Origin of the sequence: Pseudomonas hefeiensis (assembly GCF_030687835.1) — a bacterium.
Taxonomy (GTDB): Bacteria; Pseudomonadota; Gammaproteobacteria; order Pseudomonadales; family Pseudomonadaceae; genus Aquipseudomonas; species Aquipseudomonas hefeiensis.
Genome location: NZ_CP117449.1, coordinates 5,430,163 through 5,452,213, shown reverse-complemented (window position 1 = coordinate 5,452,213; position 22,051 = coordinate 5,430,163). Strand labels below are relative to the sequence as shown.

Annotated in this window: 20 protein-coding genes, 4 tRNA genes and 1 pseudogene; 12 read left to right on the top strand and 13 right to left on the bottom strand. The window is 60.6% G+C overall.

The genetic code is table 11. From position 1 onward, the window contains the following. Positions 1 to 1,247: 1,247 nt before the first annotated feature. Entirely contained in the window at positions 1,248 to 1,604 is a 357-nt protein-coding gene (locus PSH57_RS24575) for a DUF6124 family protein (RefSeq protein ID WP_305385946.1), read from the top strand. A gap of 220 nt (positions 1,605 to 1,824) precedes the next feature. On the opposite strand, the gene PSH57_RS24570 is transcribed toward PSH57_RS24575, so the two are convergent. From PSH57_RS24570 to PSH57_RS24555, 4 genes are all read right to left on the bottom strand, one after another. Beyond that, the gene (locus tag PSH57_RS24570; RefSeq protein WP_305385945.1) at positions 1,825 to 3,171 is read right to left on the bottom strand and encodes a sigma-54-dependent transcriptional regulator; all 1,347 of its coding nucleotides are present in this window, start codon (positions 3,169 to 3,171) and stop codon (positions 1,825 to 1,827) included. Further along, positions 3,168 to 4,757, bottom strand: a complete 1,590-nt coding sequence (locus PSH57_RS24565) for a two-component system sensor histidine kinase NtrB (RefSeq protein WP_422766114.1) — start codon at positions 4,755 to 4,757, stop codon at positions 3,168 to 3,170. The genes PSH57_RS24570 and PSH57_RS24565 overlap by 4 nt, the downstream gene beginning before the upstream one ends. Next, complete coding sequence (locus tag PSH57_RS24560; protein WP_256233125.1) at positions 4,750 to 4,983, bottom strand: PP0621 family protein; 234 nt, start codon at positions 4,981 to 4,983, stop codon at positions 4,750 to 4,752. The genes PSH57_RS24565 and PSH57_RS24560 overlap by 8 nt, the downstream gene beginning before the upstream one ends. A gap of 124 nt (positions 4,984 to 5,107) precedes the next feature. Beyond that, the gene (locus PSH57_RS24555; protein WP_047229874.1) at positions 5,108 to 6,124 is read right to left on the bottom strand and encodes an outer membrane protein assembly factor BamD; all 1,017 of its coding nucleotides are present in this window, start codon (positions 6,122 to 6,124) and stop codon (positions 5,108 to 5,110) included. 151 nt (positions 6,125 to 6,275) lie between these two features. Between PSH57_RS24555 and rluD the strand changes: the two genes are divergently transcribed. From rluD to PSH57_RS29465, 9 genes and pseudogenes are all read left to right on the top strand, one after another. Beyond that, positions 6,276 to 7,238 carry a 23S rRNA pseudouridine(1911/1915/1917) synthase RluD gene (gene rluD, locus PSH57_RS24550; RefSeq protein WP_305416171.1) on the top strand — a complete coding sequence of 321 codons (963 nt, stop codon included), beginning with the start codon at positions 6,276 to 6,278 and terminating at the stop codon, positions 7,236 to 7,238. Continuing rightward, positions 7,235 to 7,960, top strand: coding sequence for a peptidoglycan editing factor PgeF (pgeF, locus tag PSH57_RS24545; RefSeq protein ID WP_305385943.1), 726 nt, complete (start codon positions 7,235 to 7,237; stop codon positions 7,958 to 7,960). Before rluD ends, pgeF begins: the two co-directional genes overlap by 4 nt. Positions 7,961 to 8,090: 130 nt before the next feature. Then, the gene (gene clpB / locus PSH57_RS24540) at positions 8,091 to 10,655 is read left to right on the top strand and encodes an ATP-dependent chaperone ClpB (protein ID WP_305385942.1); all 2,565 of its coding nucleotides are present in this window, start codon (positions 8,091 to 8,093) and stop codon (positions 10,653 to 10,655) included. Positions 10,656 to 10,971: 316 nt separating this feature from the next. After that, positions 10,972 to 11,047: transfer RNA gene (locus tag PSH57_RS24535), tRNA-Asn, on the top strand. 7 nt (positions 11,048 to 11,054) lie between these two features. Then, positions 11,055 to 11,131: transfer RNA gene (locus PSH57_RS24530), tRNA-Pro, on the top strand. A gap of 5 nt (positions 11,132 to 11,136) precedes the next feature. After that, positions 11,137 to 11,212, top strand: a tRNA-Lys gene (locus PSH57_RS24525). A 94-nt stretch (positions 11,213 to 11,306) separates the two neighbouring features. Then, a tRNA-Pro gene (locus PSH57_RS24520) sits at positions 11,307 to 11,383 on the top strand. 145 nt (positions 11,384 to 11,528) lie between these two features. Continuing rightward, a pseudogene (locus PSH57_RS24515) lies at positions 11,529 to 12,787 on the top strand (methyl-accepting chemotaxis protein); the annotation flags it as partial. Between the two features lie 42 nt (positions 12,788 to 12,829). Next, complete coding sequence (locus tag PSH57_RS29465; protein ID WP_479692302.1) at positions 12,830 to 13,156, top strand: hypothetical protein; 327 nt, start codon at positions 12,830 to 12,832, stop codon at positions 13,154 to 13,156. Positions 13,157 to 13,366: 210 nt separating this feature from the next. On the opposite strand, the gene PSH57_RS24510 is transcribed toward PSH57_RS29465, so the two are convergent. The 4 genes from PSH57_RS24510 to PSH57_RS24495 are packed head-to-tail and all read right to left on the bottom strand — an operon-like array spanning position 13,367 to position 16,102. Beyond that, positions 13,367 to 14,665: an NAD(P)/FAD-dependent oxidoreductase gene (locus PSH57_RS24510; RefSeq protein WP_305385940.1), complete on the bottom strand. Its 1,299-nt coding sequence runs from the start codon at positions 14,663 to 14,665 to the stop codon at positions 13,367 to 13,369. Between the two features lie 60 nt (positions 14,666 to 14,725). Beyond that, the gene (locus PSH57_RS24505; protein WP_214918225.1) at positions 14,726 to 14,899 is read right to left on the bottom strand and encodes a DUF3094 domain-containing protein; all 174 of its coding nucleotides are present in this window, start codon (positions 14,897 to 14,899) and stop codon (positions 14,726 to 14,728) included. 52 nt (positions 14,900 to 14,951) lie between these two features. Then, positions 14,952 to 15,479: an MOSC domain-containing protein gene (locus PSH57_RS24500; RefSeq protein WP_305385939.1), complete on the bottom strand. Its 528-nt coding sequence runs from the start codon at positions 15,477 to 15,479 to the stop codon at positions 14,952 to 14,954. Further along, complete coding sequence (locus PSH57_RS24495; RefSeq protein ID WP_305385938.1) at positions 15,476 to 16,102, bottom strand: DUF1780 domain-containing protein; 627 nt, start codon at positions 16,100 to 16,102, stop codon at positions 15,476 to 15,478. The genes PSH57_RS24500 and PSH57_RS24495 overlap by 4 nt, the downstream gene beginning before the upstream one ends. A gap of 144 nt (positions 16,103 to 16,246) precedes the next feature. On the opposite strand from PSH57_RS24495, the gene PSH57_RS24490 reads away from it, so the two are divergent. Together PSH57_RS24490 and PSH57_RS24485 are read left to right on the top strand one after the other, a co-directional pair. After that, the gene (locus tag PSH57_RS24490; protein ID WP_305385937.1) at positions 16,247 to 16,933 is read left to right on the top strand and encodes an energy-coupling factor ABC transporter permease; all 687 of its coding nucleotides are present in this window, start codon (positions 16,247 to 16,249) and stop codon (positions 16,931 to 16,933) included. A 63-nt stretch (positions 16,934 to 16,996) separates the two neighbouring features. Further along, positions 16,997 to 17,212, top strand: a complete 216-nt coding sequence (locus PSH57_RS24485) for a hypothetical protein (RefSeq protein WP_305385936.1) — start codon at positions 16,997 to 16,999, stop codon at positions 17,210 to 17,212. Between the two features lie 100 nt (positions 17,213 to 17,312). On the opposite strand, the gene yacG is transcribed toward PSH57_RS24485, so the two are convergent. The 5 genes from yacG to pilB are packed head-to-tail and all read right to left on the bottom strand — an operon-like array spanning position 17,313 to position 21,936. Further along, the gene (gene yacG, locus PSH57_RS24480; RefSeq protein WP_305385935.1) at positions 17,313 to 17,513 is read right to left on the bottom strand and encodes a DNA gyrase inhibitor YacG; all 201 of its coding nucleotides are present in this window, start codon (positions 17,511 to 17,513) and stop codon (positions 17,313 to 17,315) included. Then, complete coding sequence (gene coaE / locus PSH57_RS24475; protein ID WP_305385934.1) at positions 17,510 to 18,133, bottom strand: dephospho-CoA kinase; 624 nt, start codon at positions 18,131 to 18,133, stop codon at positions 17,510 to 17,512. The genes yacG and coaE overlap by 4 nt, the downstream gene beginning before the upstream one ends. Positions 18,134 to 18,144: 11 nt before the next feature. Beyond that, positions 18,145 to 19,014 (bottom strand): prepilin peptidase, encoded by an 870-nt coding sequence (locus PSH57_RS24470; RefSeq protein ID WP_305416169.1) that lies wholly within the window; start codon positions 19,012 to 19,014, stop codon positions 18,145 to 18,147. Between the two features lies 1 nt (position 19,015). Beyond that, on the bottom strand, positions 19,016 to 20,233 hold the full coding sequence (locus tag PSH57_RS24465; protein WP_305385933.1) for a type II secretion system F family protein: 1,218 nt from the start codon (positions 20,231 to 20,233) through the stop codon (positions 19,016 to 19,018). Positions 20,234 to 20,235: 2 nt separating this feature from the next. Next, positions 20,236 to 21,936, bottom strand: a complete 1,701-nt coding sequence (gene pilB, locus PSH57_RS24460) for a type IV-A pilus assembly ATPase PilB (protein WP_305385932.1) — start codon at positions 21,934 to 21,936, stop codon at positions 20,236 to 20,238. Between the last annotated feature and the right edge of the window lie 115 nt (positions 21,937 to 22,051).

Sequence of the window (22,051 nt, the reverse complement as noted above, 5' to 3'; positions counted from 1 at the left end):
GGCAGCTGGCGGTTCCGCTCTTACAGCGGGTCACTTTTGGAAGAGCGCCAAAAGTAACCAAAAGCGCTTTGCCCCACCACTCGGTGCCTCGCCTAGGCTCGGCATGCCCGAACGAAGGCATTGCTCCGTGGGCCCGCCGCGAAGGGCCATCCATGGCCCAGCGCGGCTACCTCGGCATCCATGCCGAGGTGCCCACTCCACAATACCTGCGTTCGGCCAGCGTGGTTAACGGGGCGCCCCAGATCAAAATCAAAAGCGAGGCGGCCTGACAGCCGGCCTGTTTCTTGCGGGTGTACACCCATCGGACCTGTGAGCGAATCTGTGGGAGCAAAGCTTGCTCGCGAGGCGGCCTGATAGCCGGCCTGGCTCTTGCGGGCGGTGTACACCAATTAGACCTGTTTGGGCTGGACCTGTGGGAGCAAAGCTTGCTCGCGAGACGGCCTGATAGCCGGCCTGTTTCTTGCGGGTGTACTTCAATTCTATTGTGCGGGCTTGCCCGCGAAGGCGGCACATTCAGTATTGATGCAAACAGAGCCACCGTTATCGCGAGCAGGCTCGCTCCCACAGGAGAAACGCGTTCGCCCAAAACCAGGCCGGCTGTCAGGCCGCCTCGCGGAGGACGTTGATCTCGGCGCCCCGTTAACCACGCTGGCCGAACGCAGGCATTGTGGAGTGGGCATCCCGGCATGGATGCCGGGATAGCCGCGCTGGGCCATGGATGGCCCTTCGCGGCGGGCCCACGGAGCAATGCCGGAGTGAGGGCACACCGAGCCTAAGCGAGGTGCCGAGTGGTGGGGCAGAAGCGTTTTGCTTACTTTTGCGCTTTTCAAAAGTGAGCCGCCGTAAGGGCGGAACCCTAAGCAGCCGTTACCGCAGAAACGGATATACACACCGTCCTCACGGCCGATCAGGCTTTGTGGGAATGGTCGGACAAAGCCCCTAATTCGAGCCGAATTTTCCGACGAGTTCTGGCGGTTGCCGGGTGGGAAGCGTTCTCGTTAATCTTTTTTCGTCGCTGCCAATTCAGCGGCCGGGCTTGGAAACCCGATAAGTAAACAGCGCGAAAGCGCCCTTCATAACGTATGCTTGCGCTCGCTTTTGACCTCGCTTCGTTATGGCGGCTGTGCGCGGGAGACCTTCGGGTCTGCCGGGCTCGTTTACCCCGGTTTTCCAACCTGCGTACGGCTGCCACCCCCTCGCTTGGAAACGAACGTGGCAGCTCCAACCAGTAAACGGAGCGTCACCCTATGTACAAAATTACACCCAATCCCCCCGAAACCGATCCCTCGTCACCCCCCGTCGATCCTGATCACCAAAAACTCGATGAAGCCGCCCAGCGCGCCCTCGACTATTACCTCGGCCCAAAGCCCGAAGCCAAAAAGAAACCAGCCTCAACCCAACTGTTCACCGTAGTGGACGGCATCGACACCGAATGCCTCCTCGCCAACCTCAGCGAAACCCTGGCCTCGGCCAACGCAACCGTCAGCGACCTGGCCTTCGAGCTTGAAGGCTCGCGACGGCATATCGCCTTGGGGGTACAGCAGTTGATTGAGTTGAGTGAATTACTGGCCAATCGAGTATTGGATGAGCAGGTGCCGGTGTAGGGCTAGACGGACCAACAGAGCTGTCAGGTTGAACACTATTTTGTGGCGAGGGGATTTATCCCCGTTGGGCTGCGTAGCAAACCTCAACCTGACACCCCCCCGTATCAGATTGATCAAATTGCTGCTTTTGGGGCTGCTGCGCAGCCCGACGGGGATAAATCCCCTCGCCACACAGTGTGGTGTAGGCCCGGCCATTGGTTGCGCTGAGCCGGACGCCCGCTCAGTCCAACCCCAACTTCTTCAACCGATACCGCATCGACCGAAACGACAATTTCAACCGCTGGGCCGCCGCCGTGCGGTTCCAGCGGGTTTCCTCCAACGCCTGAAGAATGAGTTTGCGTTCGACGTCCTCCAGATAGTCTTCCAGGTTATCGACCCGCATCAGATCGGGGCTGCCTGCGTCGGTAGTGCTAATGCCTTCAACCAGGCGCAGGTCGTGGGCTTCGATCAACTGGTGCTCGCAAAGGGTGTAAGCGCGTTCGAGCATGTTTTCCAGTTCCCGAACATTGCCCGGGAAGCGGTAGTTTCGAAGGGCGTCCAGGGCCTGGGGATGGAGCTTGACCGCAGGACTGCCGGTGTTGGCGGCCAGGCGCTGGAGGGTATGAGTGGCGAGAGGTTCGATGTCTTCGCGGCGTTCACGCAAGGGCGGGACACGCAGTTCGATGACGTTGAGTCGATAGTACAGATCCTGGCGAAAGCGCCCGGCGCTGACTTCGGCGTCCAGATCTTTGTGGGTAGCGCAAAGAACGCGTACATCCACCACCTCTTCCTGCTGGCCTCCAACGGCACGCACGGCCTTTTCCTGGATGGCCCGCAGCAATTTGACTTGCATCGCCAGGGGCAGGTCGGCCACTTCGTCAAGGAACAAGGTCCCGCCGTGGGCGGCCTGGAACAGTCCGGGTTTGTCTTCGATGGCGCCGCTGAAGCTGCCTTTTCGATGGCCGAAAAACTCGCTTTCCATCAGCTCACTGGGAATCGCCCCACAGTTGACCGGCACAAAACCCTGGCCGGAACGCGGGCCTTGCTCATGGATCAACCGGGCGACCAGCTCCTTGCCGCAACCCGATTCCCCGCTGATGTAGACCGGCGCCTGACTGCGAGCGAGTTTTTCGATCTGTTTGCGGACGTTGTGCATCGGCGGGGAGTCGCCCAGCAGACAGCGCTCGATGGACGCCGCCGGGATGGCGACCGGCGGTAGGCGTAACGCGCTGGTGACCAGCTCCCGCAGCCGTCCCAGGTCGACCGGTTTGGTCAGGAAGTCGAAGGCGCCGGCCTTGAGGGCGTCGATGGCGGTTTCCAGGCTGCCGTAGGCGGTGATCATTGCCACGGGCAGTTGCGGGTAGCGTTGCTGGATGTGTTGCACCAACTCCAGGCCGGTGCCGTCGGGCAGGCGCATGTCGGTCAGGCACAGGTCAAAGGTCTCTTCAGCCAGCAGGGCCTGGGCCTGGGCAAGGTTCTGGGCGCTGCGGGTGTCGAGTTTCATCCGTCCCAGGGTGATGTCCAGGAGTTCGCGGATGTCCGGTTCGTCATCGACGATCAGGATTCGTTGCCGTGAGCGTGTAGTCAAATCTGTTTCCGTCCGTGAGCAAAGGTGATGCGAAAGCAGCCGCCGCCTTGGCGTGGTTTGAAGTCTAGGCGGGCCTGGTTGCTTTCGCACAGCTCACGGGACAGATAGAGCCCAAGGCCGGTGCCCTGGCTGCTGGTAGTGAAGAAGGGTTCGAACAGATGGGCTTGTTGATCCGGCGTGACGCCGGGGCCGTTGTCGATAATGTCCAGCGTGGACAACTGGCTGTGGGGATCGATGAACAGCTTCAGCCAGACCTCGGCCTGTTCATGGACCATCGCGCTGTGTCGCCAGGCGTTGCGCAGCAGGTTGTCGAGCACCTGGTTCAACTGATCAGGGTCCATCAGCGTGGTGTAGTCGCCAGGGTCGATGTTCAGGTGCAATTGCTGATGCTCGGCCGCGCTTTCCCGGGCCAGGCGGACGAACTGGTCTAGCCAGATCCGCAGGTCCAGCCGCTGCGCTGTGGTTTGCTGGCGGCGGGACAGTTGCAGGACGTTTTCAATGACGCGGTTCATTCGTTGGGAGTGATCCTGGATGATCTGCGTCAGACGCCGATCCGCGCTGTTCAGTTCCTCGGACTCGCGCAGCAATTGCGCCGCATGGCTGATTGCCCCCAACGGGTTGCGGATTTCATGGGCGATACCGGCGGTGAGGCGCCCCAGGGACGCGAGTTTCAACTGCTGGGCGTGCTGGGCCACTTGGGCCTGGTCTTCGAGGAAGACCAGGATCTGGTGCTGATCGTGATGCCCCAGGGCGATGAAGCTCGGTTGCAGGGTCAGGCCTGTGCCGGTGATGGTCAGGCTTTGCGGACGCAGGCTGGGGTTGTTCAACCACAGTTGCAGGCGTTCGACCAGGGCGCTGGAGCAGTCGTCGAGCCGCTGGCCGACCAGATCGTGCATACCCAGCAGGTTCAACGCGCTTTCATTGGCCAATTGCACCCGGCGCTGACGGTCGAGCACCAGGATACCGGTGCGCATGCGTTGCAGGATCAGCGCGTTGAGCGCTTCGAGGCCGATCACTTCGCTGGCGCGTTGTTCGGCCAGGGTTTCGCTGGCTTCCAGTCGTCGGGTCAGGCCCTGCACCAGGAGTGCGGCGGCAAAACACAAAGCCCCCAGGGTGCCGGCTTGCAGGTAACTGCTGGGACGGCTCGAATCGCTGAGGTCGAGGAACAAGGTTGATCCGACGATGCCAAGCGTGGCGACAGCGGCGATCAACAACCCGATTCGGCCTCGCAGCAGCGTATTGCCGATGGCCACCGAGACAATGAGCAGGTTGCCGATGGCGCTGGGGGCGCCACCAGCGGCGAAGAACAGCCACGACAGCAACAGCACGTCGGTCAGTGCCAGGCCGAACAGCCGGGCAGGTCGGCGCGCGTTCTCAAGAAACACTACCAGCAGGATATTCAGTATCAGGTACAGCCAACTGCCGCTGCGCAGCCAATCGTCGTTGGCGAACTCCAGCAGGCGGTTGTCCATGTTGCTGGAGATCAGCAGCACCAGGGTGATGCCGATGCTTAAGCGGTACAGGTGATAAAGACGCAGCAAGCGCTGCGTCTGTTTGACGCGAGGGCTTGGGGTCTGCTCAGCGATCACGAGTGCCCGGGCCTTGCTCCAGATGAGCCTGGCTGCAATACCACTGTTGTTCGAGAGCCAATGCCCGGTCACGCGGCAGGTGCACGCCGCAGTGGGCGCAACGGACCATGGGCGGTGCGTCCCGTTCCCGAGGGGCGTTTGGTGCGGCAGAGGTGCTCTTGAACTTGCGCCACAACCATATCGCGGCGGCAATCAGGGCGATCCAGAATAGTAAACGAAGCATGATGGGCGGCTTTTTGACTAATGATCAGGCAGTTTAGCCAAGGACAGGAACGGCGCACAGCGCTATAAAATCCAGGCACAAAAAAGGGAGACCCGTGGGTCTCCCTTTTGGCTGACGCCTGGCCTCAGTCGAACAGGCCGAAGGTCATGTAGCTGAACCAGGAGCGATCGCTGGATTCGCTCTCAGGTTCTTCCTCTTCGAGCACGTCGCCGTTTTCGTCCTTGGGCTTGAGCTCGTTGGGAATGGCTTCCTTGGCATCCTGGAACTGGCGCTGCACGTCCTGGTTGGCGCGGGTTTCGCCCGGCGGCAGGGGTGGGCGGGATTCGATCAGGCCCAGGGTCGCCTTGCTCAGCCATGAACGGTTGTCGGCTTCGTCAACCCGTGGGGTGAACTGGCCATCCTCCAGGGACGGGTGATCCGGGTAGTTCAGCTTGAGGGTTTCCAGGCTGGTGGCGGCCAGATCGTCCAGGTGCAGGCGCTGGTACGCTTCGGTCATCACCGCCAGGCCGTCGCCCACCGATGGGGTTTCCTGGAAGTTTTCCACCACGTAGCGGCCACGGTTGGCGGCGGCGACGTAGGCCTGACGGGTCAGGTAGTAGTCAGCCACGTGGATTTCGTAGGCAGCCAGCAGGTTGCGCAGGTAGATCATGCGCTGCTTGGCGTCCGGCGAATAACGGCTGTTGGGGAAACGGCTGGTCAGTTGGGCGAACTCGTTGTAGGAGTCGCGCGCCGCGCCCGGGTCACGCTTGGTCATGTCCAGCGGCAGGAAGCGCGCCAGCAGGCCGACGTCCTGGTCGAAGGAGGTCAGGCCCTTGAGGTAGTAAGCGTAATCGACGTTCGGGTGCTGCGGGTGCAGACGAATGAAGCGCTCGGCGGCGGATTTCGCAGCTTCCGGCTCGGCGTTCTTGTAGTTGGCGTAGATCAGCTCCAGCTGGGCCTGATCGGCATAGCGCCCGAACGGATACCGCGACTCCAGGGCCTTGAGCTTGGCCGTGGCGCTGGTATAGCTGTTGTTGTCCAGGTCGGTCTGCGCCTGTTGGTACAGTTCGACTTCGCTCAGGTTTTCGTCTACGACTTCCTTCGACGAGCAAGCAGCAGTCAATGCGAGGATGGCGATCAGCAGCAGGTGTTTCACTTGCATGGCGGCTTGCGTCCCTATGACGGCCGCTGTCTTGGGCGGGGCCGTCCTGTTATGATGAGCGCCCCGTTGAATAGCCTCGGGGCAAAAGACGCCGTATTTAACCACAAGCGCGCAGCCGAAACCAAAGGCTGTGCCGACGCCTAGTCCGAGCATGTCCGATAAAATAGAACTTCGCGCAGAGGTGCCGTCCGAATTGGGCGGCCAACGCCTCGATCAAGTCGCCGCACAACTCTTCGCCGAGCATTCGCGCTCGCGCCTTTCCGCCTGGATCAAGGACGGCCGTCTGACTGTGGATGGGGCGGTGATCCGCCCGCGCGACATCGTCCATGGCGGCGCCATTCTAGAACTGACTGCCGAGCAGGAGGCCCAGGGAGAATGGGTCGCCCAAGACATTGCTCTGGACATCGTCTATGAAGACGACGACATCCTGGTGATCAACAAGCCTGCGGGCCTGGTGGTGCATCCGGCCGCCGGTCATGCCGATGGCACCCTGCTCAACGCCTTGTTGCACCACGTGCCGGACATCGTCAACGTGCCCCGCGCCGGCATCGTGCACCGCCTGGACAAGGACACCACCGGTCTGATGGTGGTGGCCAAGACCATTCAGGCGCAGACACAACTGGTCACACAGCTGCAAAGTCGCAGCGTAAGCCGCATTTATGAATGCATCGTGATCGGCGTGGTCACCGCCGGTGGCAAGATCAACGCACCCATCGGCCGTCACGGCCAGCAGCGCCAGCGCATGGCCGTGATGGAAGGCGGCAAGCAGGCGGTCAGCCACTACCGCGTGCTGGAGCGTTTCCGTTCGCACACGCATGTGCGAGTGAAGCTGGAAACCGGCCGTACCCACCAGATCCGCGTACACATGGCTCACATCAACTTCCCGTTGGTGGGCGACCCGGCCTATGGCGGACGTTTCCGCATTCCGCCGGCCGCGAGTATCACCATGGTCGAGTCGTTGAAAAGCTTCCCGCGCCAGGCGCTGCACGCGCGTTTCCTGGAGCTGGATCATCCGACCACCGGCAAGCGCATGAGCTGGGAATCGCCGCTGCCGGATGACTTCGTCTGGCTGCTGACGTTGCTCAAGCAGGACCGCGAGGCGTTCATCGGATGAATGACTGGCTGATACCCGACTGGCCCGCGCCGGCCTGGGTAAAGGCCTGCGTCACTACCCGTACTGGCGGCGTCAGCCTGGCGCCGTTCGACAGCCTCAACCTGGGCGACCATGTGGGCGATGAGCCCACGGCCGTCGCTGAGAACCGTCGCCGCCTCACCGATCGATTTGCCATCCGTCCGGCCTGGTTGCAGCAGGTCCACGGTATTACCGTGGTCGAGGCTGATCCGGCTCGGGTGGCCACCGCCGATGCCAGCTGGACCGCCACGCCGGGTATCGCCTGCACGGCGATGACGGCGGACTGTCTGCCGGTGCTGTTCTGCAACCGTGCCGGCACCCGCGTCGCGGCAGCCCATGCCGGTTGGCGCGGGCTGGCGAACGGCGTGCTGGAGGCTACTATCGACAGTCTCCAGGTCCCGGCCGACGAAATCCTCGCCTGGCTCGGCCCGGCCATCGGCCCACAAGCCTTTGAAGTGGGGCCGGAAGTGCGTGAAGCGTTCATGGCGCAACTGCCTCGGGCGGCAGAGGCCTTCGTGCCTGGCGACAATGCCGGCAAGTTCCTGGCCGATATTTATGCACTGGCACGTCAACGGATGGCGGCGCGCGGTGTAACGGCGGTCTACGGGGGCGGCCAGTGCACGGTGACCGACCCACGCTTCTTTTCCTACCGGCGCAACGCGCGTACCGGTCGCTTCGCCTCCCTGATCTGGCTCGAACGCTAGACTTCTCTGATCTGTATCAATAGCGCACTGCTTGAATCTTCCAGAATCGTCCACATCTATAGCGGTATCTGGCAGGTTTCTTCATTCAGGATGTTTTTTAGGTCCGGCCTGCTCAAAAGGAAGGTGACCCATGCGTATTGACCGTTTAACCAGTAAGTTGCAATTGGCCCTGTCCGATGCCCAGTCATTGGCCGTCGGCCTGGACCATCCCGGTATTGAACCGGCGCATTTGATGCAAGCCATGCTCGAGCAGCAGGGCGGCTCCATCAAGCCACTGCTGATGCAGGTGGGCTTTGACGTGAGCAGCCTGCGTAAAGAGCTGGCCAAAGAACTCGACCAGCTACCCAAGATCCAGAATCCGACAGGGGACGTGAACATGTCCCAGGATCTGGCGCGCCTGCTCAACCAGGCCGACCGTCTGGCCCAGCAAAAGGGCGATCAGTTCATCTCCAGTGAGCTGGTGCTGCTCGCTGCCATGGACGAGAACAGTAAGCTGGGCAAGCTGCTGCTCGGCCAGGGGGTGAGCAAGAAAGCCCTGGAAAATGCCATCAACAACCTGCGTGGTGGCGAGGCGGTCAACGACGCCAATCATGAGGAGTCCCGCCAGGCGCTGGACAAATACACCGTCGACCTGACCAAGCGCGCCGAGGAAGGCAAGCTCGACCCGGTGATCGGCCGTGACGACGAAATCCGCCGCACGATCCAGGTGCTGCAACGCCGGACCAAAAACAACCCGGTGCTGATTGGTGAGCCAGGCGTGGGTAAAACCGCCATCGCCGAAGGCCTGGCCCAGCGCATCATCAATGGCGAAGTGCCGGACGGCCTCAAGGGCAAGCGGCTGTTGTCCCTGGACATGGGCTCGCTGATCGCTGGGGCCAAGTACCGCGGCGAGTTCGAAGAACGCCTCAAATCCCTGCTCAATGAGCTGTCCAAGCAAGAAGGGCAGATCATTCTGTTCATCGACGAATTGCACACCATGGTCGGCGCAGGCAAGGGCGAAGGCTCGATGGACGCCGGCAACATGCTCAAGCCTGCGTTGGCCCGTGGTGAGTTGCACTGCGTCGGTGCGACCACGCTCAACGAGTACCGCCAGTACATAGAGAAGGATGCGGCGCTGGAGCGACGTTTCCAGAAAGTGCTGGTGGAGGAGCCGAGCGAAGAAGACACCATCGCCATCCTGCGCGGCCTCAAAGAGCGGTATGAGGTCCACCATAAGGTAGCGATTACCGATGGCGCGATCATCGCGGCGGCCAAGCTCAGCCATCGCTACATCACTGACCGCCAGTTGCCGGACAAGGCCATCGACCTGATCGACGAAGCCGCCAGCCGTATCCGCATGGAAATCGACTCCAAGCCGGAAGTGCTTGATCGTCTGGAGCGGCGCCTGATTCAACTCAAGGTCGAATCCCAGGCCTTGAAGAAAGAAAGCGACGAAGCGGCGAAGAAGCGTCTGGAAAAATTGCAGGAAGAAATCGTTCGCCATGAGCGCGAGTATTCCGATCTCGAGGAAATCTGGAATTCGGAGAAAGCTGAAGTCCAGGGCTCGGCGCAGATCCAGCAAAAGATCGAACAGTCCCGCCAGGAACTGGAAGCGGCCCGCCGTAAAGGCGACCTCAACCGCATGGCCGAGTTGCAGTATGGGGTGATCCCGGATCTGGAGCGCAGCCTGCAAATGGTCGACCAGCACGGCAAGAGCGAAAACCAGTTGCTGCGCAGCAAGGTCACCGAAGAAGAAATTGCCGAAGTGGTTTCCAAGTGGACCGGCATTCCGGTGTCGAAAATGCTCGAAGGCGAGCGCGACAAGTTGCTGAAGATGGAAAGCCTGCTGCACCAGCGGGTGATCGGTCAGGAAGAAGCGGTGGTGGCAGTGTCCAACGCCGTGCGCCGGTCTCGAGCCGGGCTGTCAGACCCGAATCGTCCGAGTGGCTCGTTCATGTTCCTCGGCCCGACCGGTGTCGGTAAAACCGAGCTGTGCAAGGCGCTGGCCGAGTTTCTCTTCGACACCGAAGAGGCCATGGTGCGTATCGACATGTCCGAGTTCATGGAGAAACATTCCGTGGCGCGGCTGATCGGTGCACCACCGGGTTATGTCGGCTATGAAGAGGGCGGTTACCTGACCGAGGCTGTGCGGCGCAAGCCGTACTCGGTGATCCTGCTCGATGAGGTGGAGAAGGCCCACCCGGATGTGTTCAACATCTTGCTGCAAGTGTTGGAGGATGGCCGCCTGACCGACAGTCACGGACGCACGGTGGACTTTCGCAATACCGTGATCGTGATGACCTCCAACCTGGGCTCGGCGCAGATCCAGGAGCTGGTGGGCGACCGCGATGCGCAACGCGCTGCCGTGATGGATGCGATCTCCACCCACTTCCGGCCGGAGTTCATCAACCGGGTGGACGAAGTGGTTATTTTCGAGCCGCTGGCCCGTGATCAGATCGCTGGCATCACCGAGATCCAGTTGGGACGTCTGCGCAGCCGCCTGACTGAGCGCGAGCTGAAGCTGCAATTGAGTGACGAGGCACTGGATAAGTTGATCGCGGTAGGTTATGACCCGGTCTATGGCGCACGACCACTCAAGCGTGCAATCCAGCGCTGGATCGAAAACCCGCTGGCGCAGTTGATTCTGTCCGGGCGCTTCATGCCGGGCGAAACCGTGACCGGGACTGTGGAGAACGACGAAATCGTCTTCAACTGAAGGCCCACGTATCGGGTGATTGGAATGGCCTCGCAGCGCGAGGCCATTTTTTTCATCAGGCCGTTGAACTCAAAGGAAAAGGCTTGTAAAGTGCGCCCCGCAGTACGTCACCCCCAAGGGCCACTTCTCTGTGAGAAGCAACCCAAAATAAGTTGCAAATCATTGTCTTGAAAGCAATTTAAGGGGTTGACAGAGGTTTATAAAATTGTAGAATAGCGCGCCTCAGACACACGAACGCAGCGATGCGGACGGGTAAAAGAGGTTGAAGCTAGCTTCAATGTTGTAGCTTCAAATAGTAGTAACTTGAAATATCAGTTCCGTGATAGCTCAGTCGGTAGAGCAAATGACTGTTAATCATTGGGTCCCAGGTTCGAGTCCTGGTCACGGAGCCATTTCAATCGGGGTATAGCGCAGTCCGGTAGCGCGCCTGCTTTGGGAGCAGGATGTCAGGAGTTCGAATCCCCTTACCCCGACCATTTTTGGGTCGTTAGCTCAGTTGGTAGAGCAGTTGGCTTTTAACCAATTGGTCGTAGGTTCGAATCCCACACGACCCACCATTTTTGAAACCAGCTCGCTGGAATCGAATCTTAAGATCAGAGGCCAAAAGCGCTGATCGAGGAAGGCGACTTGCGAAGGTCGCCTTTTTTTTACCGGGGTATAGCGCAGTCCGGTAGCGCGCCTGCTTTGGGAGCAGGATGTCAGGAGTTCGAATCCCCTTACCCCGACCATATTAAAAATCCTCGTATCGAAAGATACGGGGATTTTTTTTTGCCTGCGATAAAGTGAATAGGACTTAAGACATCGTACAACCTGCCGATAATACGCCGACAGGGGCCTGGCCCCACTTCAGGCCAACAAAAAAAGGCATTCCCTATGGTTCTTCGTCAGTTGAATATCGCCCCTCGTGCCGCGTTGGGTTTTGCCTTGATCGCCGTGCTGGTGGCATTGCTCGGGGTGTTCGCGCTGGGGCAGATGTCGAGTATTCGTGACAGTGAAGTTGCAGTGGAAACCCAATGGCTGCCCAGCATTCGCGAGGGGGGCGAGATCCGCGAGTGGATGCTGCGGATCCGCACCATTTCCCTGCGCATGGCCCTGGACCAAGACCCGAAGAACATCCCGATGTACCGTGGGCAAATGGACACGCGCGACAAGGAACTGAGCGAAAAAATCGCGGCCTACGAAAAGCTCGTCGTGACGCCTGAAGGCAGGGCCCTCTACGAGCAGTTCAAGCAAACCTTCGCCGCTTACCGTACCGGTATCGCGCAATCCTTCACCCTGGCGGAGCAGGGGCGTCGGGACGAGCTGATCAAGCTGCTGCTGGTGGACATGAAGACCGTTGTGGACGGTTCCGGCAAGCAGCTCAACGATCTGGCGGTGTTGTTCTCTAAGCAAGTGTCCATCGAGAGCCAGAAGTCCCAGGCGCACTACGCCAATTCCCGCATGATCGTCAGCCTGTTCGTTGTGCTCGCCGCCCTGGCCACGGTGGCCCTGGCCATGCTGCTCACGCGCAGTATTGTCAAACCCTTGGGGGAGGCGCTGAACGCTGCGGAGAACGTCGCTCGGGGTGACCTGACTCGGCCCATCGAGACCCATGGCAACGACGAAGTGAGCCGCTTGCTCAAAGCGTTGGCGGCCATGCAGCAGAATCTGCGTGAGACGTTGCAGGGCATCAGCGGTTCGGCCGCGCAACTGGCCACCGCGGCCGATGAGCTGAACGCCGTCACGCTCGACAGCAGCCACAGCCTGCAACAACAGAACAACGAAATTGAACAGGCGGCCACCGCCGTCACCGAAATGACCACTGCCGTGGAGGAGGTGGCGCGCAATGCGGTTTCCACCTCCGATGCCACGCGTCAGTCCAGTGAGTCGGCATCCCTTGGGCAGCAGCGGGTCAGCGACACGGTCGATGCCATCGGCGCCCTGGCCAGCGATGTGCAAGTGACCGGCGGCTTGGTGCAATCTTTGGCCAACCAGTCGCAGGATATCGGCAAGGTGCTGGACGTGATTCGGGCCATCGCCGAGCAGACCAACCTGCTAGCCCTCAACGCGGCCATTGAAGCGGCCCGGGCGGGTGAAAGCGGACGTGGGTTTGCGGTGGTGGGCAGATGAAGTGCGGGCGTTGGCTTATCGCACGCAGCAATCGACCCAGGAAATCGAGCAAAATGGTCCAGGGCATGCGCAGCGGTGCCACCCAGGCACTCGACTCCATGCAGGCCAGCTCCAGTCGTGCCGCCAGTACCCTGGCCATGGCCGAGCGGGCGGGGGACGCGTTGCAGACCATCACGGCGTCGGTCAATGAAATCCACGAACGCAACCTGGTGATCGCCAGCGCCGCAGAGGAGCAGGCGCAGGTCGCCCGTGAGGTGGATCGCAACCTGGTGAACATTCGCGATTTGTCGGTGCGCTCGGCTTCCGGCGCGGGCCAGACCAGCGCGTCCAGCCATGAGTTGTCGCAGCTGGCGAATTCGCTGCGCACGATGGTGCAGCGGTTTCAGGTTTGATCGGTGGCTACGCAGATCGAGTTTTATCGTTTAGATAAATATTGACTGCACTGCCGTCTTCGCGAGCAGGCTCGCTCCCACAGTTGATCGCGTACCCATGAAGTACTCGATCTCCTGTGGGAGCGGGCTTGCTCGCGAAGACGATGGGACAGGCGATGCAACTCTAAAGCTCAGCGCCACCACAAGCGGTTGACGCTTCGTTTTTTATCCTCAGTGCAACTTAAGCCGAGGCTCAGTCCCGCGTCCGATCTTGCTGCCCAGCATTAGCATCGCCGTGCGGAACATGCCGTACAGCGCCATCTGGTGCATGCGATACAACGATACATAGAACATCCGCGCCAGCCAGCCTTCGAGCATCACACTGCCGGTGAGGTTGCCCATCAGGTTGCCCACCGCCGAGAAGCGCGACAGCGAGATCAGCGAGCCGTAATCGGTGTATTTATAATGCGGCAGCGCCTTGCCTTCGATCCTCAGCTTGAGGGATTTTGCCAGCAGCGACGCCTGCTGGTGCGCTGCCTGGGCGCGGGGTGGGACGTTGCGGTCGGTGCCCGGTTGCGGGCAGGCGGCGCAGTCGCCGAAGGCGAAGATGTTCTCGTCACGGGTAGTTTGCAGGGTCGGCAGCACTTGCAACTGGTTGATGCGATTGGTCTCCAGACCGTCGATTTCCTTGAGGAAGTCCGGGGCGCGAATCCCGGCGGCCCAGACTTTCAGGCTCGCGTCGATGACCTTGCCATCGACGGTGATCAGGCTGTCGGCTGTCACCTGGCCAACGGCGGCGTTGGTCATGACATCGACCCCCAGTTTCTCCAGGGTTTTATGCACAGGTCCGCCGATGCGCTCTGGCAATGCCGGCAGGACCCGCGGCCCGGCTTCGATCAGGGTGATGTGCATGTTCTCCGGTTTGATCCGGTCCAGGCCATAGGCTGCCAGCTCATGAGCGGCATTGTGCAGCTCGGCCGCCAGTTCAACCCCCGTCGCTCCGGCGCCGACGATGGCGACGCTGATGCGCTCGACCACGTCGGTTTGTCCGGCATGGGCACGCAGGTAATGGTTGAGCAATTGCTGATGGAAACGCTCGGCCTGTTTGCGCGTGTCGAGGAACAGGCAATGTTGCGCCGCACCTTCGGTGCCGAAGTCATTGGTGGTGCTGCCAACGGCAATCACCAGCGTGTCGTAACCCAGCTCCCGGGCCGGCAATAGCTCCAGGCCCGCCTCATCATAGGTGGCGGCCAGCTGGATGCTCTTGCGCTCGCGATCCAGGCCACTCATGCGCCCGAGCTGGAACTGGAAGTGGTTCCATTTGGCCTGGGCGACATAGTTGAGTTCGTCTTCGGAGGAGTTCAGGGAGCCGGCAGCCACTTCATGCAACAGCGGTTTCCAGATATGGGTCAGGTTCGCGTCGACCAGCATCACACTGGCCGTGCCGCGCTTGCCCAGAGTCTTACCCAGACGGGTAGCCAACTCCAGACCGCCGGCGCCGCCGCCAACGATGACAATACGATGAGTCATGGGGATATCTCGCAAGGCTAAAGGAAATCGGTGCCGTTACCCGAGCGAGTGCCACGCAACTCATAGCGTCAGGTAACTGATCATTCGGCTCAACAGGCCCAGGCCGATGGTGATGGCCAGTACCACCACCAGGAGCATCCACGGCCGGAAAGGCCGGCGCTCGACTCGGTGCTGGGACAGTTGCAGGTACTCTTCGACATGCTTCTGGTCTTCCGGGTTCAGGCGGCTGGTCATAAAGGCCTCGGCAGGTAGACGTTGCGAAAGGTATAGACGCTACAGCGTCTGGCTATCCGGCATTGAAAGCAGCGTAGCCGCTTGCCGGAACAGGTTCGACACTCAAGCTGTCGTCCAGGCGAATGATTCCACTTTTTAACACCCGTGCGGTGATTCCGCCATGGCCGCGCACGGCCTGGAACGTCCCTTCGCCGAGGTTGCGTTCCAGTCGTGCGCACGGCTGGCACCAGCCGGTGGTTTCGAAAATGGCCTGGCCGATGCGAAAGCGGCGGCCCTTGAGGCTGAACAGATTGATGCCGCTGATCACAAGGTTGCGTCGCAGCTCTTGCGCCAGCACCGGCTGATCCGTCGGTCGGCCCATCAGCGAACCGATCACGGCCAGGTGTTCCCACTGAATCAAGGTGACTTGACGGGCATTGCGCGCGCCGGGACGGGCATGGTCGCCCGTCAGGCCGGCCTCCAGGCGTGCCTCCACGGCGTCCAGTTCAATCATGGGCGCATGGCCCTGGGGTCGCACGCCTATCCAGCGTACGCGGCCTTGCTGGGGCACAGCGGCAATCAGTTCTTGCAGTGGGCTCACAGGCTGATCCCGACATCGAACACGATGCTGCGCCCCAGATTGCTACGCAGGAAATCCGGCGCATCGGGATGGGCGAACAGCACCCGGGCAAACGTCGGCCCTACCAACGATAGCGAACGCCAACCCTGGCGCAGGTACTCGGTCGGCGGCGGGAAATGGCTGTTGAGGTCCAGCACTTCACGCTTGAGGCTGGCGAAGGCGATGATGTCCAGCTCCCCCAGGTCCATGCCGCGTTCGGTGTAGTTGTGGGCTTTCTTGCGCAGGGTCGGGGCCAGCCGCATCAGGAACTCATTGGCCGGGATGCGTCGGGGCTTGGCTTCGCGGCGCACCAGTTGGCTCAGGGAGAAAGCGCTACGGCGGCGTTGCAGCTCGTCGCGCCATTCGTCATTGAGGCGACGGCCTTCGTCGAGGACAAAAAACACTTCGAAGTTAGCATCGCGAAACAATACGTCCGGCGGTTCTCCTGCGGGGGCAAACTCGTCGGCGCGATAGGGCACGTTCAGCCCTTGCAGCAGACGCTGGCAGACCCAACGCTCGCGCTCCCATTTGCGGGCATTGGAGAGAAAGGCGTTGGCTTGCTCGGCCGCGATGGTCAGCAGGCGTAAATAATCGGAATCATCCATGAGCCCAAGCTTAGCGTTCAATTGCAACAAGCTGAAAGTGTTGCATTGATTTATGGGCGGTTAGGGGGAGGTGTAGACTGCCGGCTTGAGTCCTGAGGTGATCATGGAGTCTTTGATACAAGGGCAAGCCAGAGGAGTAGCGCCATGATCGGTGCCGAACTGCTGTCCCCGCAGACGCTGACGGCCGGCTGGCTGATTTATGTGCCGGTGCTGGTCTGGGCCGTAGCGCGGGCGCCGTGGGTGGAGCTGTTCACCGACAGCCGTCGTCAGCACTTGCTGTTCGGCACGGTCCTGGCCCTGTTCATGTTGTGGCTGGTGCGACGGGATTTCGATACCGGCGTCTCGTATCACTTCATCGGCATGACTGCCGTGACACTGCTACTGGACTGGCCACTGGCGATTCTCGGCGGCCTTTGTGCCCAGCTAGCCCTGGTGCTGCTGGGGCGCCAGGACATGGCGGCGGTGGGTATCAACGGTGCGCTGCTGATTTTGCTGCCGGTGTTGGTCACCGAGTGCTGCGCGATCCTGGTGGAGCGCGCCCAGCCGCGCAATCTGTTTGTGTATATCTTCTGTTCGGGATTTCTCGCCGCCGCGCTTTCGGCGTTGTTGTGCCTGCTGGTGGGGCTTGGTCTGCTGTGGTACGACGGGGTGTTCGCCATGCCTTACTGGCTGGAAGATTTCATCGGCTACCTCTGGCTGATCATCTTTCCCGAGGCGTTTATCAACGGCATGGTGGTCAGCGCGTTGGTGGTGTTCAGCCCCGAATGGCTGGAGACCTTCAACCGTACGCGCTATCTGTCGGCTCCCTGGAAGGATGACGACAAGCCTTGATTCACATCAAGGCTGACCAGCCGGGCGCGCTTCATGCTCTGGAAAACTTCCAGGAGCACAACCATGAGTGTTTATGAGTGGGCGAGACAAGAGATCAGGCGCAGCCATGATGCGGCGGTGGAGATCGGCTTTGACCCGGGCCTTAGTCTGCGCGCTTTGCTCAGTGCGATCGTGCAACAGAGCAAGACAGTGCGCAGCCCCGAAGACCTGGCCGATGAGTTGAGTTTTCTCGCGGAAAACCTCGACGATGAACAGGACTACGGTTTCATGCGGCCTTAGTGGGTGAATGCTGCCCACCAGGAAAACGATGACTCTGTGGCGAGGGGATAAATCCCCTCGCCACAATGATTCAGACCGCTTCTGAGTGAGCGATGTGGCCTTAATGGCGAGGCTCGAAATCTTCGCTGAACAGGTCGTCCTCGGCATCGGGGCTGACCGGGATCTTGTGTTCTTCCGACGCCCAGGCGCCCAAGTCGATCAGTTTGCAGCGGTCGGAGCAGAAGGGCCGGAAGGTATTTTCCAGGCTCCATTCCACGGGGGCGCCACAGGTTGGGCAATCAACGGTTGGGGTTTGGCTCATGACTGGCCTCCACGCAAAGTAAGGTAAAAATGATGCAGACGCTCAACCTCGCTGTGCAGCCAGGCGAGGTCGCGGTCATTGACCACCACGTCGTCGGCATGCCTCAAGCGATCCTGACGGCTGGACTGGGCCTTGAGGATCGCCTGGACCTGTTGCTCGCTGGTCTTGTCGCGTTGCAAGGTGCGTTCGATCTGTAGTTGTTCCGGCACATCGATCACCAGGATCCGCTGGGTCATGGCGTACTGTCCCGACTCGATCAACAGCGGCGACACCAGAATCGCATAGGGCGATTGTGCCTGGGCCAGATGATGAGCGATTTCCTCGGCGATCAACGGATGCAGGAGCGCCTCGAGCCAGCGGCGTTGCTCGGCATTGTCGAAAATCAGTTGGCGCAGCACCGCTCGGTCCAGTGTGCCGTCGGCCTGCAATACCCCGGGGCCAAAATGTTCGGCGATTTTAGCCAGCGCCGGGCGTCCGGGCTCGACCACCCAGCGCGCCGCGTGATCGGCGTCGATGACGTGCACGCCCAGGTCGATAAAGTGCTGGGCCGCCGCGCTTTTGCCGCTGCCGATACCGCCAGTCAGGCCAAGAATCCAGGGTTTTTCTGCGGAGCTATTCATTAAAGTCGACATTAGGAACCGACAGACTGCCAATAGAAGTCGGTTATTTGACCACCCCAGAGCAAGGCAATCCAGCCGGCAATGGCCAGATAGGGCCCAAAGGGGATTTGCGTCGATGTCGGTGCATCACGCAGGCGCAGCACAATGACCCCGATAACGGCGCCCACCAGCGATGACAACAGCAACGTCAGTGGCAGGATCTGCCAGCCGCCCCAGGCGCCCAGCATCGCCAACAGCTTGAAATCCCCGTAGCCCATGCCTTCCTTGCCAGTGATCAATTTGAACACCCAGAACACCGACCACAGCGCCAGATAGCCGGCCACGGCGCCCCACATCGCCTGGTTCAAGGAGACGAACAACCCGAAGCTGTTGACGATCAAGCCCAGCCACAACAACGGCAGCACCAGGGTATCGGGCAACAATTGGTGCTCGGCATCAATCAGGCTCATGCCCAGCAGGCCCCAACTGAGCACCATCACCATTGCGGCCTGCCAGCCAAAGCCGAAATGCCAGGCGACGAACGCCGACAGGATGCCGCAGGCCAGCTCCGTCAAGGGATAACGCCGGCCGATGGGCGCGGCACAACTGGAGCAACGACCGCGCAACGCCAGGTAGCTGAGCAGCGGAATATTTTCCCAGGCCCGGATGCGGTGGCCGCAGTGCGGGCACTGGGAATGCGGCAGCATCAGGTTGTAGACCGGGCCAGGGGCTTCGGCGGGCAGGCCCAGCAAGTCATGGGCTTGCAGCCGCCATTCGCGCGAGAGCATCTTGGGCAGGCGCCACACCAGGACGTTGAGGAAACTGCCGATGATCAGTCCGAGCAATAACGCGGCGAGCACGAAGGCCAGGGGATAAAGCGCGAAAAACTCAGTCAGGGGCATGTCAGATCGCAGAGCCGAGTTGAAAGATGGGCAGGTACATGGCAACCACCAGGCCGCCGACGACCACCCCCAGGACCACCATGATGAAGGGTTCCATCAGGCTGGTGAGGTTGTCCACCAGATTGTCCACCTCGGCTTCATAAAAGCTCGCCACTTTGTCGAGCATGTCGTCCAGCGCGCCGGACTCCTCGCCAATGGCGGTCATCTGGATTGCCATGTTCGGGAATATGCCTGAAGCACGCATGGAAAAATTCAACTGCATACCGGTCGAGACATCCTGCCGGATGCGTTGTACCGCGCGTTTGAACACCACGTTGCCGGTGGCGCCTGATACCGAGTCCAGGGCTTCCACCAGCGGTACGCCGGCTGCGAAAGTCGTGGAAAGGGTCCGGGCATAGCGGGCCACGGCGGATTTGTACATCAGGGTGCCGATCAGCGGCAGTTTAAGCAGCCATTTATCGCGCCAGTCACGCAAGCCCTGGGAGCGCTTGAGTGCGTGTTTGACACCGAAGAACGCAGCCACCGCGCCGCCTAGCAGTATCCACCACCACTGCTGCATGAATTCCGACAGGCCGATGACCATCACCGTGAACGCCGGCAGTTGGGCGCCGAACCCGGAGAACACCGATTCGAACTGTGGCACCACCTTGACCAGCAGAATACCCGTGACCACGGCGGCGACGAGCACTACGGCGGCCGGGTAGGTCATGGCCTTCTTGATCTTGGCCTTGAGCGCTTCGCTTTTTTCCTTGTAGGTCGCGACGCGCTCCAGCAGCGTATCCAGGGCGCCAGCCTGTTCACCGGCGTCCACCAGATTGCAATACAGCTCGTCGAAGTATTGCGGGCATTTGCGCAACGACGCGGCGAAGCTGTTGCCGGCGGCGACTTCCTGTTTCACCTCGTCCACCAGCTTGCGCATATTGGCGTTGTCGAAGCCTTCGCCGATGATGTCGAACGCCTGCAACAAGGGCACGCCAGCCTTGAGCATGGTTGCCATCTGACGAGTGAACAGGGCGATGTCCAATGGCTTGATGCGCTTGCCCTTGCTGAATATCGAGGTGGATTTCTTGCGTACCTTGCCTGGGTTGATGCCCTGTTTGCGCAACTGAGCCTTGACCAGGGCCGGGCTCTGGCCGGTCAGTTCGCCGGTCATTTTCGTGCCTTTGCGGTCTTTGCCTTCCCACGTATAAATGTCGGTTTTTAGTGCCTTGACCGCCATGTTCAATCCTTGGTGACCCGGTTGATTTCTTCGAGACTGGTGATGCCTTGCATCACTTTGAGCAGTCCCGACGCGCGCAAGTCATTGAAGCCGTCCTTGCGCATTTGCAGGTCGATTTCCAGCGAATTGCCCTCAGCCATGATCAGCCGTTGCAGCTCGGGCGTATTCCTGACCACTTCGTAAACCCCTACGCGCCCCTTGTAGCCGTTGTTGCATTGTTCGCAACCGACCGGCTCATAGATCGTGAACGAGCCGATGCGTTCCCGGGGGAAGCCTTCCTTGAACAGGGTTTCCTCGGGAATCTCGATGGCCCTTTTGCAATGGGGGCACAGTTTGCGCGCCAGTCGCTGGGCGATGATCAGGTGGACCGCGGTGGCGATGTTGAAACCGGGAATGCCCATGTTGTGCAGACGGATCAGGGTTTCGGCGGCGCTGTTGGTGTGCAGGGTGGAGAGCACCATATGTCCGGTCTGGGCGGCCTTGATGGCGATTTCGGCCGTTTCCAGGTCGCGGATCTCGCCCACCATGATCACGTCCGGGTCCTGGCGCAGAAACGAGCGCAGGGCCTGGGCAAAATCCAGGCCCTGGCGTGGATTCACATTGACCTGGTTAATGCCTTCCATGTTGATCTCCACGGGGTCCTCAGCGGTGGAAATATTGATGTCCACGGTGTTGAGGATATTCAGCCCGGTATAGAGCGACACGGTTTTGCCAGAGCCGGTGGGCCCGGTCACCAGGATCAACCCTTGTGGTTGTTTGAGCGCCGCCATGTACAGCTCTTTCTGGTCCGGCTCGTAGCCCAGGGCATCGATACCCATCTGCGCGCTGGAGGGGTCGAGGATCCGGATCACCACTTTTTCACCCCAGAGCGTCGGCAGTGTGTTGACCCGGAAATCGATGGATTTGTTTTGCGACAGGCGCATTTTCAGGCGCCCGTCCTGGGGTTTGCGCCGCTCGGAAATATCGAGGCTGGCCATGACCTTCAGGCGCGCGGCGATGCGGGTGCCCAGCTGGATCGGCGGGCGGGCCACTTCCCGCAGTATGCCGTCGGTACGCACCCGCACCCGGTAGATTTTTTCATAGGGTTCAAAGTGCAGGTCGGAGGAGCCGCCCTTGATTGCGTCCAGCAGCATCTTGTTGACGAACCGCACCACCGGCGCGTCGTCGGTGTCCTGGCCAGCGATGGAGTCCTGCTTGTGATCATCGATCGACTCGATGTTCAGGCCGTCGAGGTCGACATCGCCCATGCCTTCCAGGCCGGTGCTGGTGGATTCGAAAAACTTTTCGATGGCATCGCTGAGCTTGTCGTCCTCCACCAGGATGGCTTCAGTGGTCAGGCCGGTGCTGAACTGAATGTCATTGATGGCCTGGTGATTGGTGGGGTCGGAGATGCCCACGAACAGCTTGTTGCCACGCCGCCACAGCGGCAGGGCGTGATGCTGGCGCACCAGTTTTTCGCTGACAAGGCCGGTGGGTTGGGTTTCCTTGTCCAGGCTGTTGAGGTCCAGCAGGGCCACGCCGAAATGCTCCGAGGCAATTTCCGCCACTTGGCGGCTCTGGACCAGTTTGTTCTGCACCAGGTAACTGACCAGGGGCATGCGGCTGCTTTGGGCCTGTTGGTACGCTTGCTGCGCACTTTGCTCGGTGATCAGTTCGGCCAGCACCAATTGCTTGGCCAGACCGCTTAAGGCGATGTCATTCATGGGAATCCCGGACGCGGACGGTTCATGACTTATAGCCTAGTCAAGCATCCAGACCAAACCAGCGGGGCGGGGTGACAAAAAACGTCAGATAGTGCGGTTGTTGGGGTAGGACACG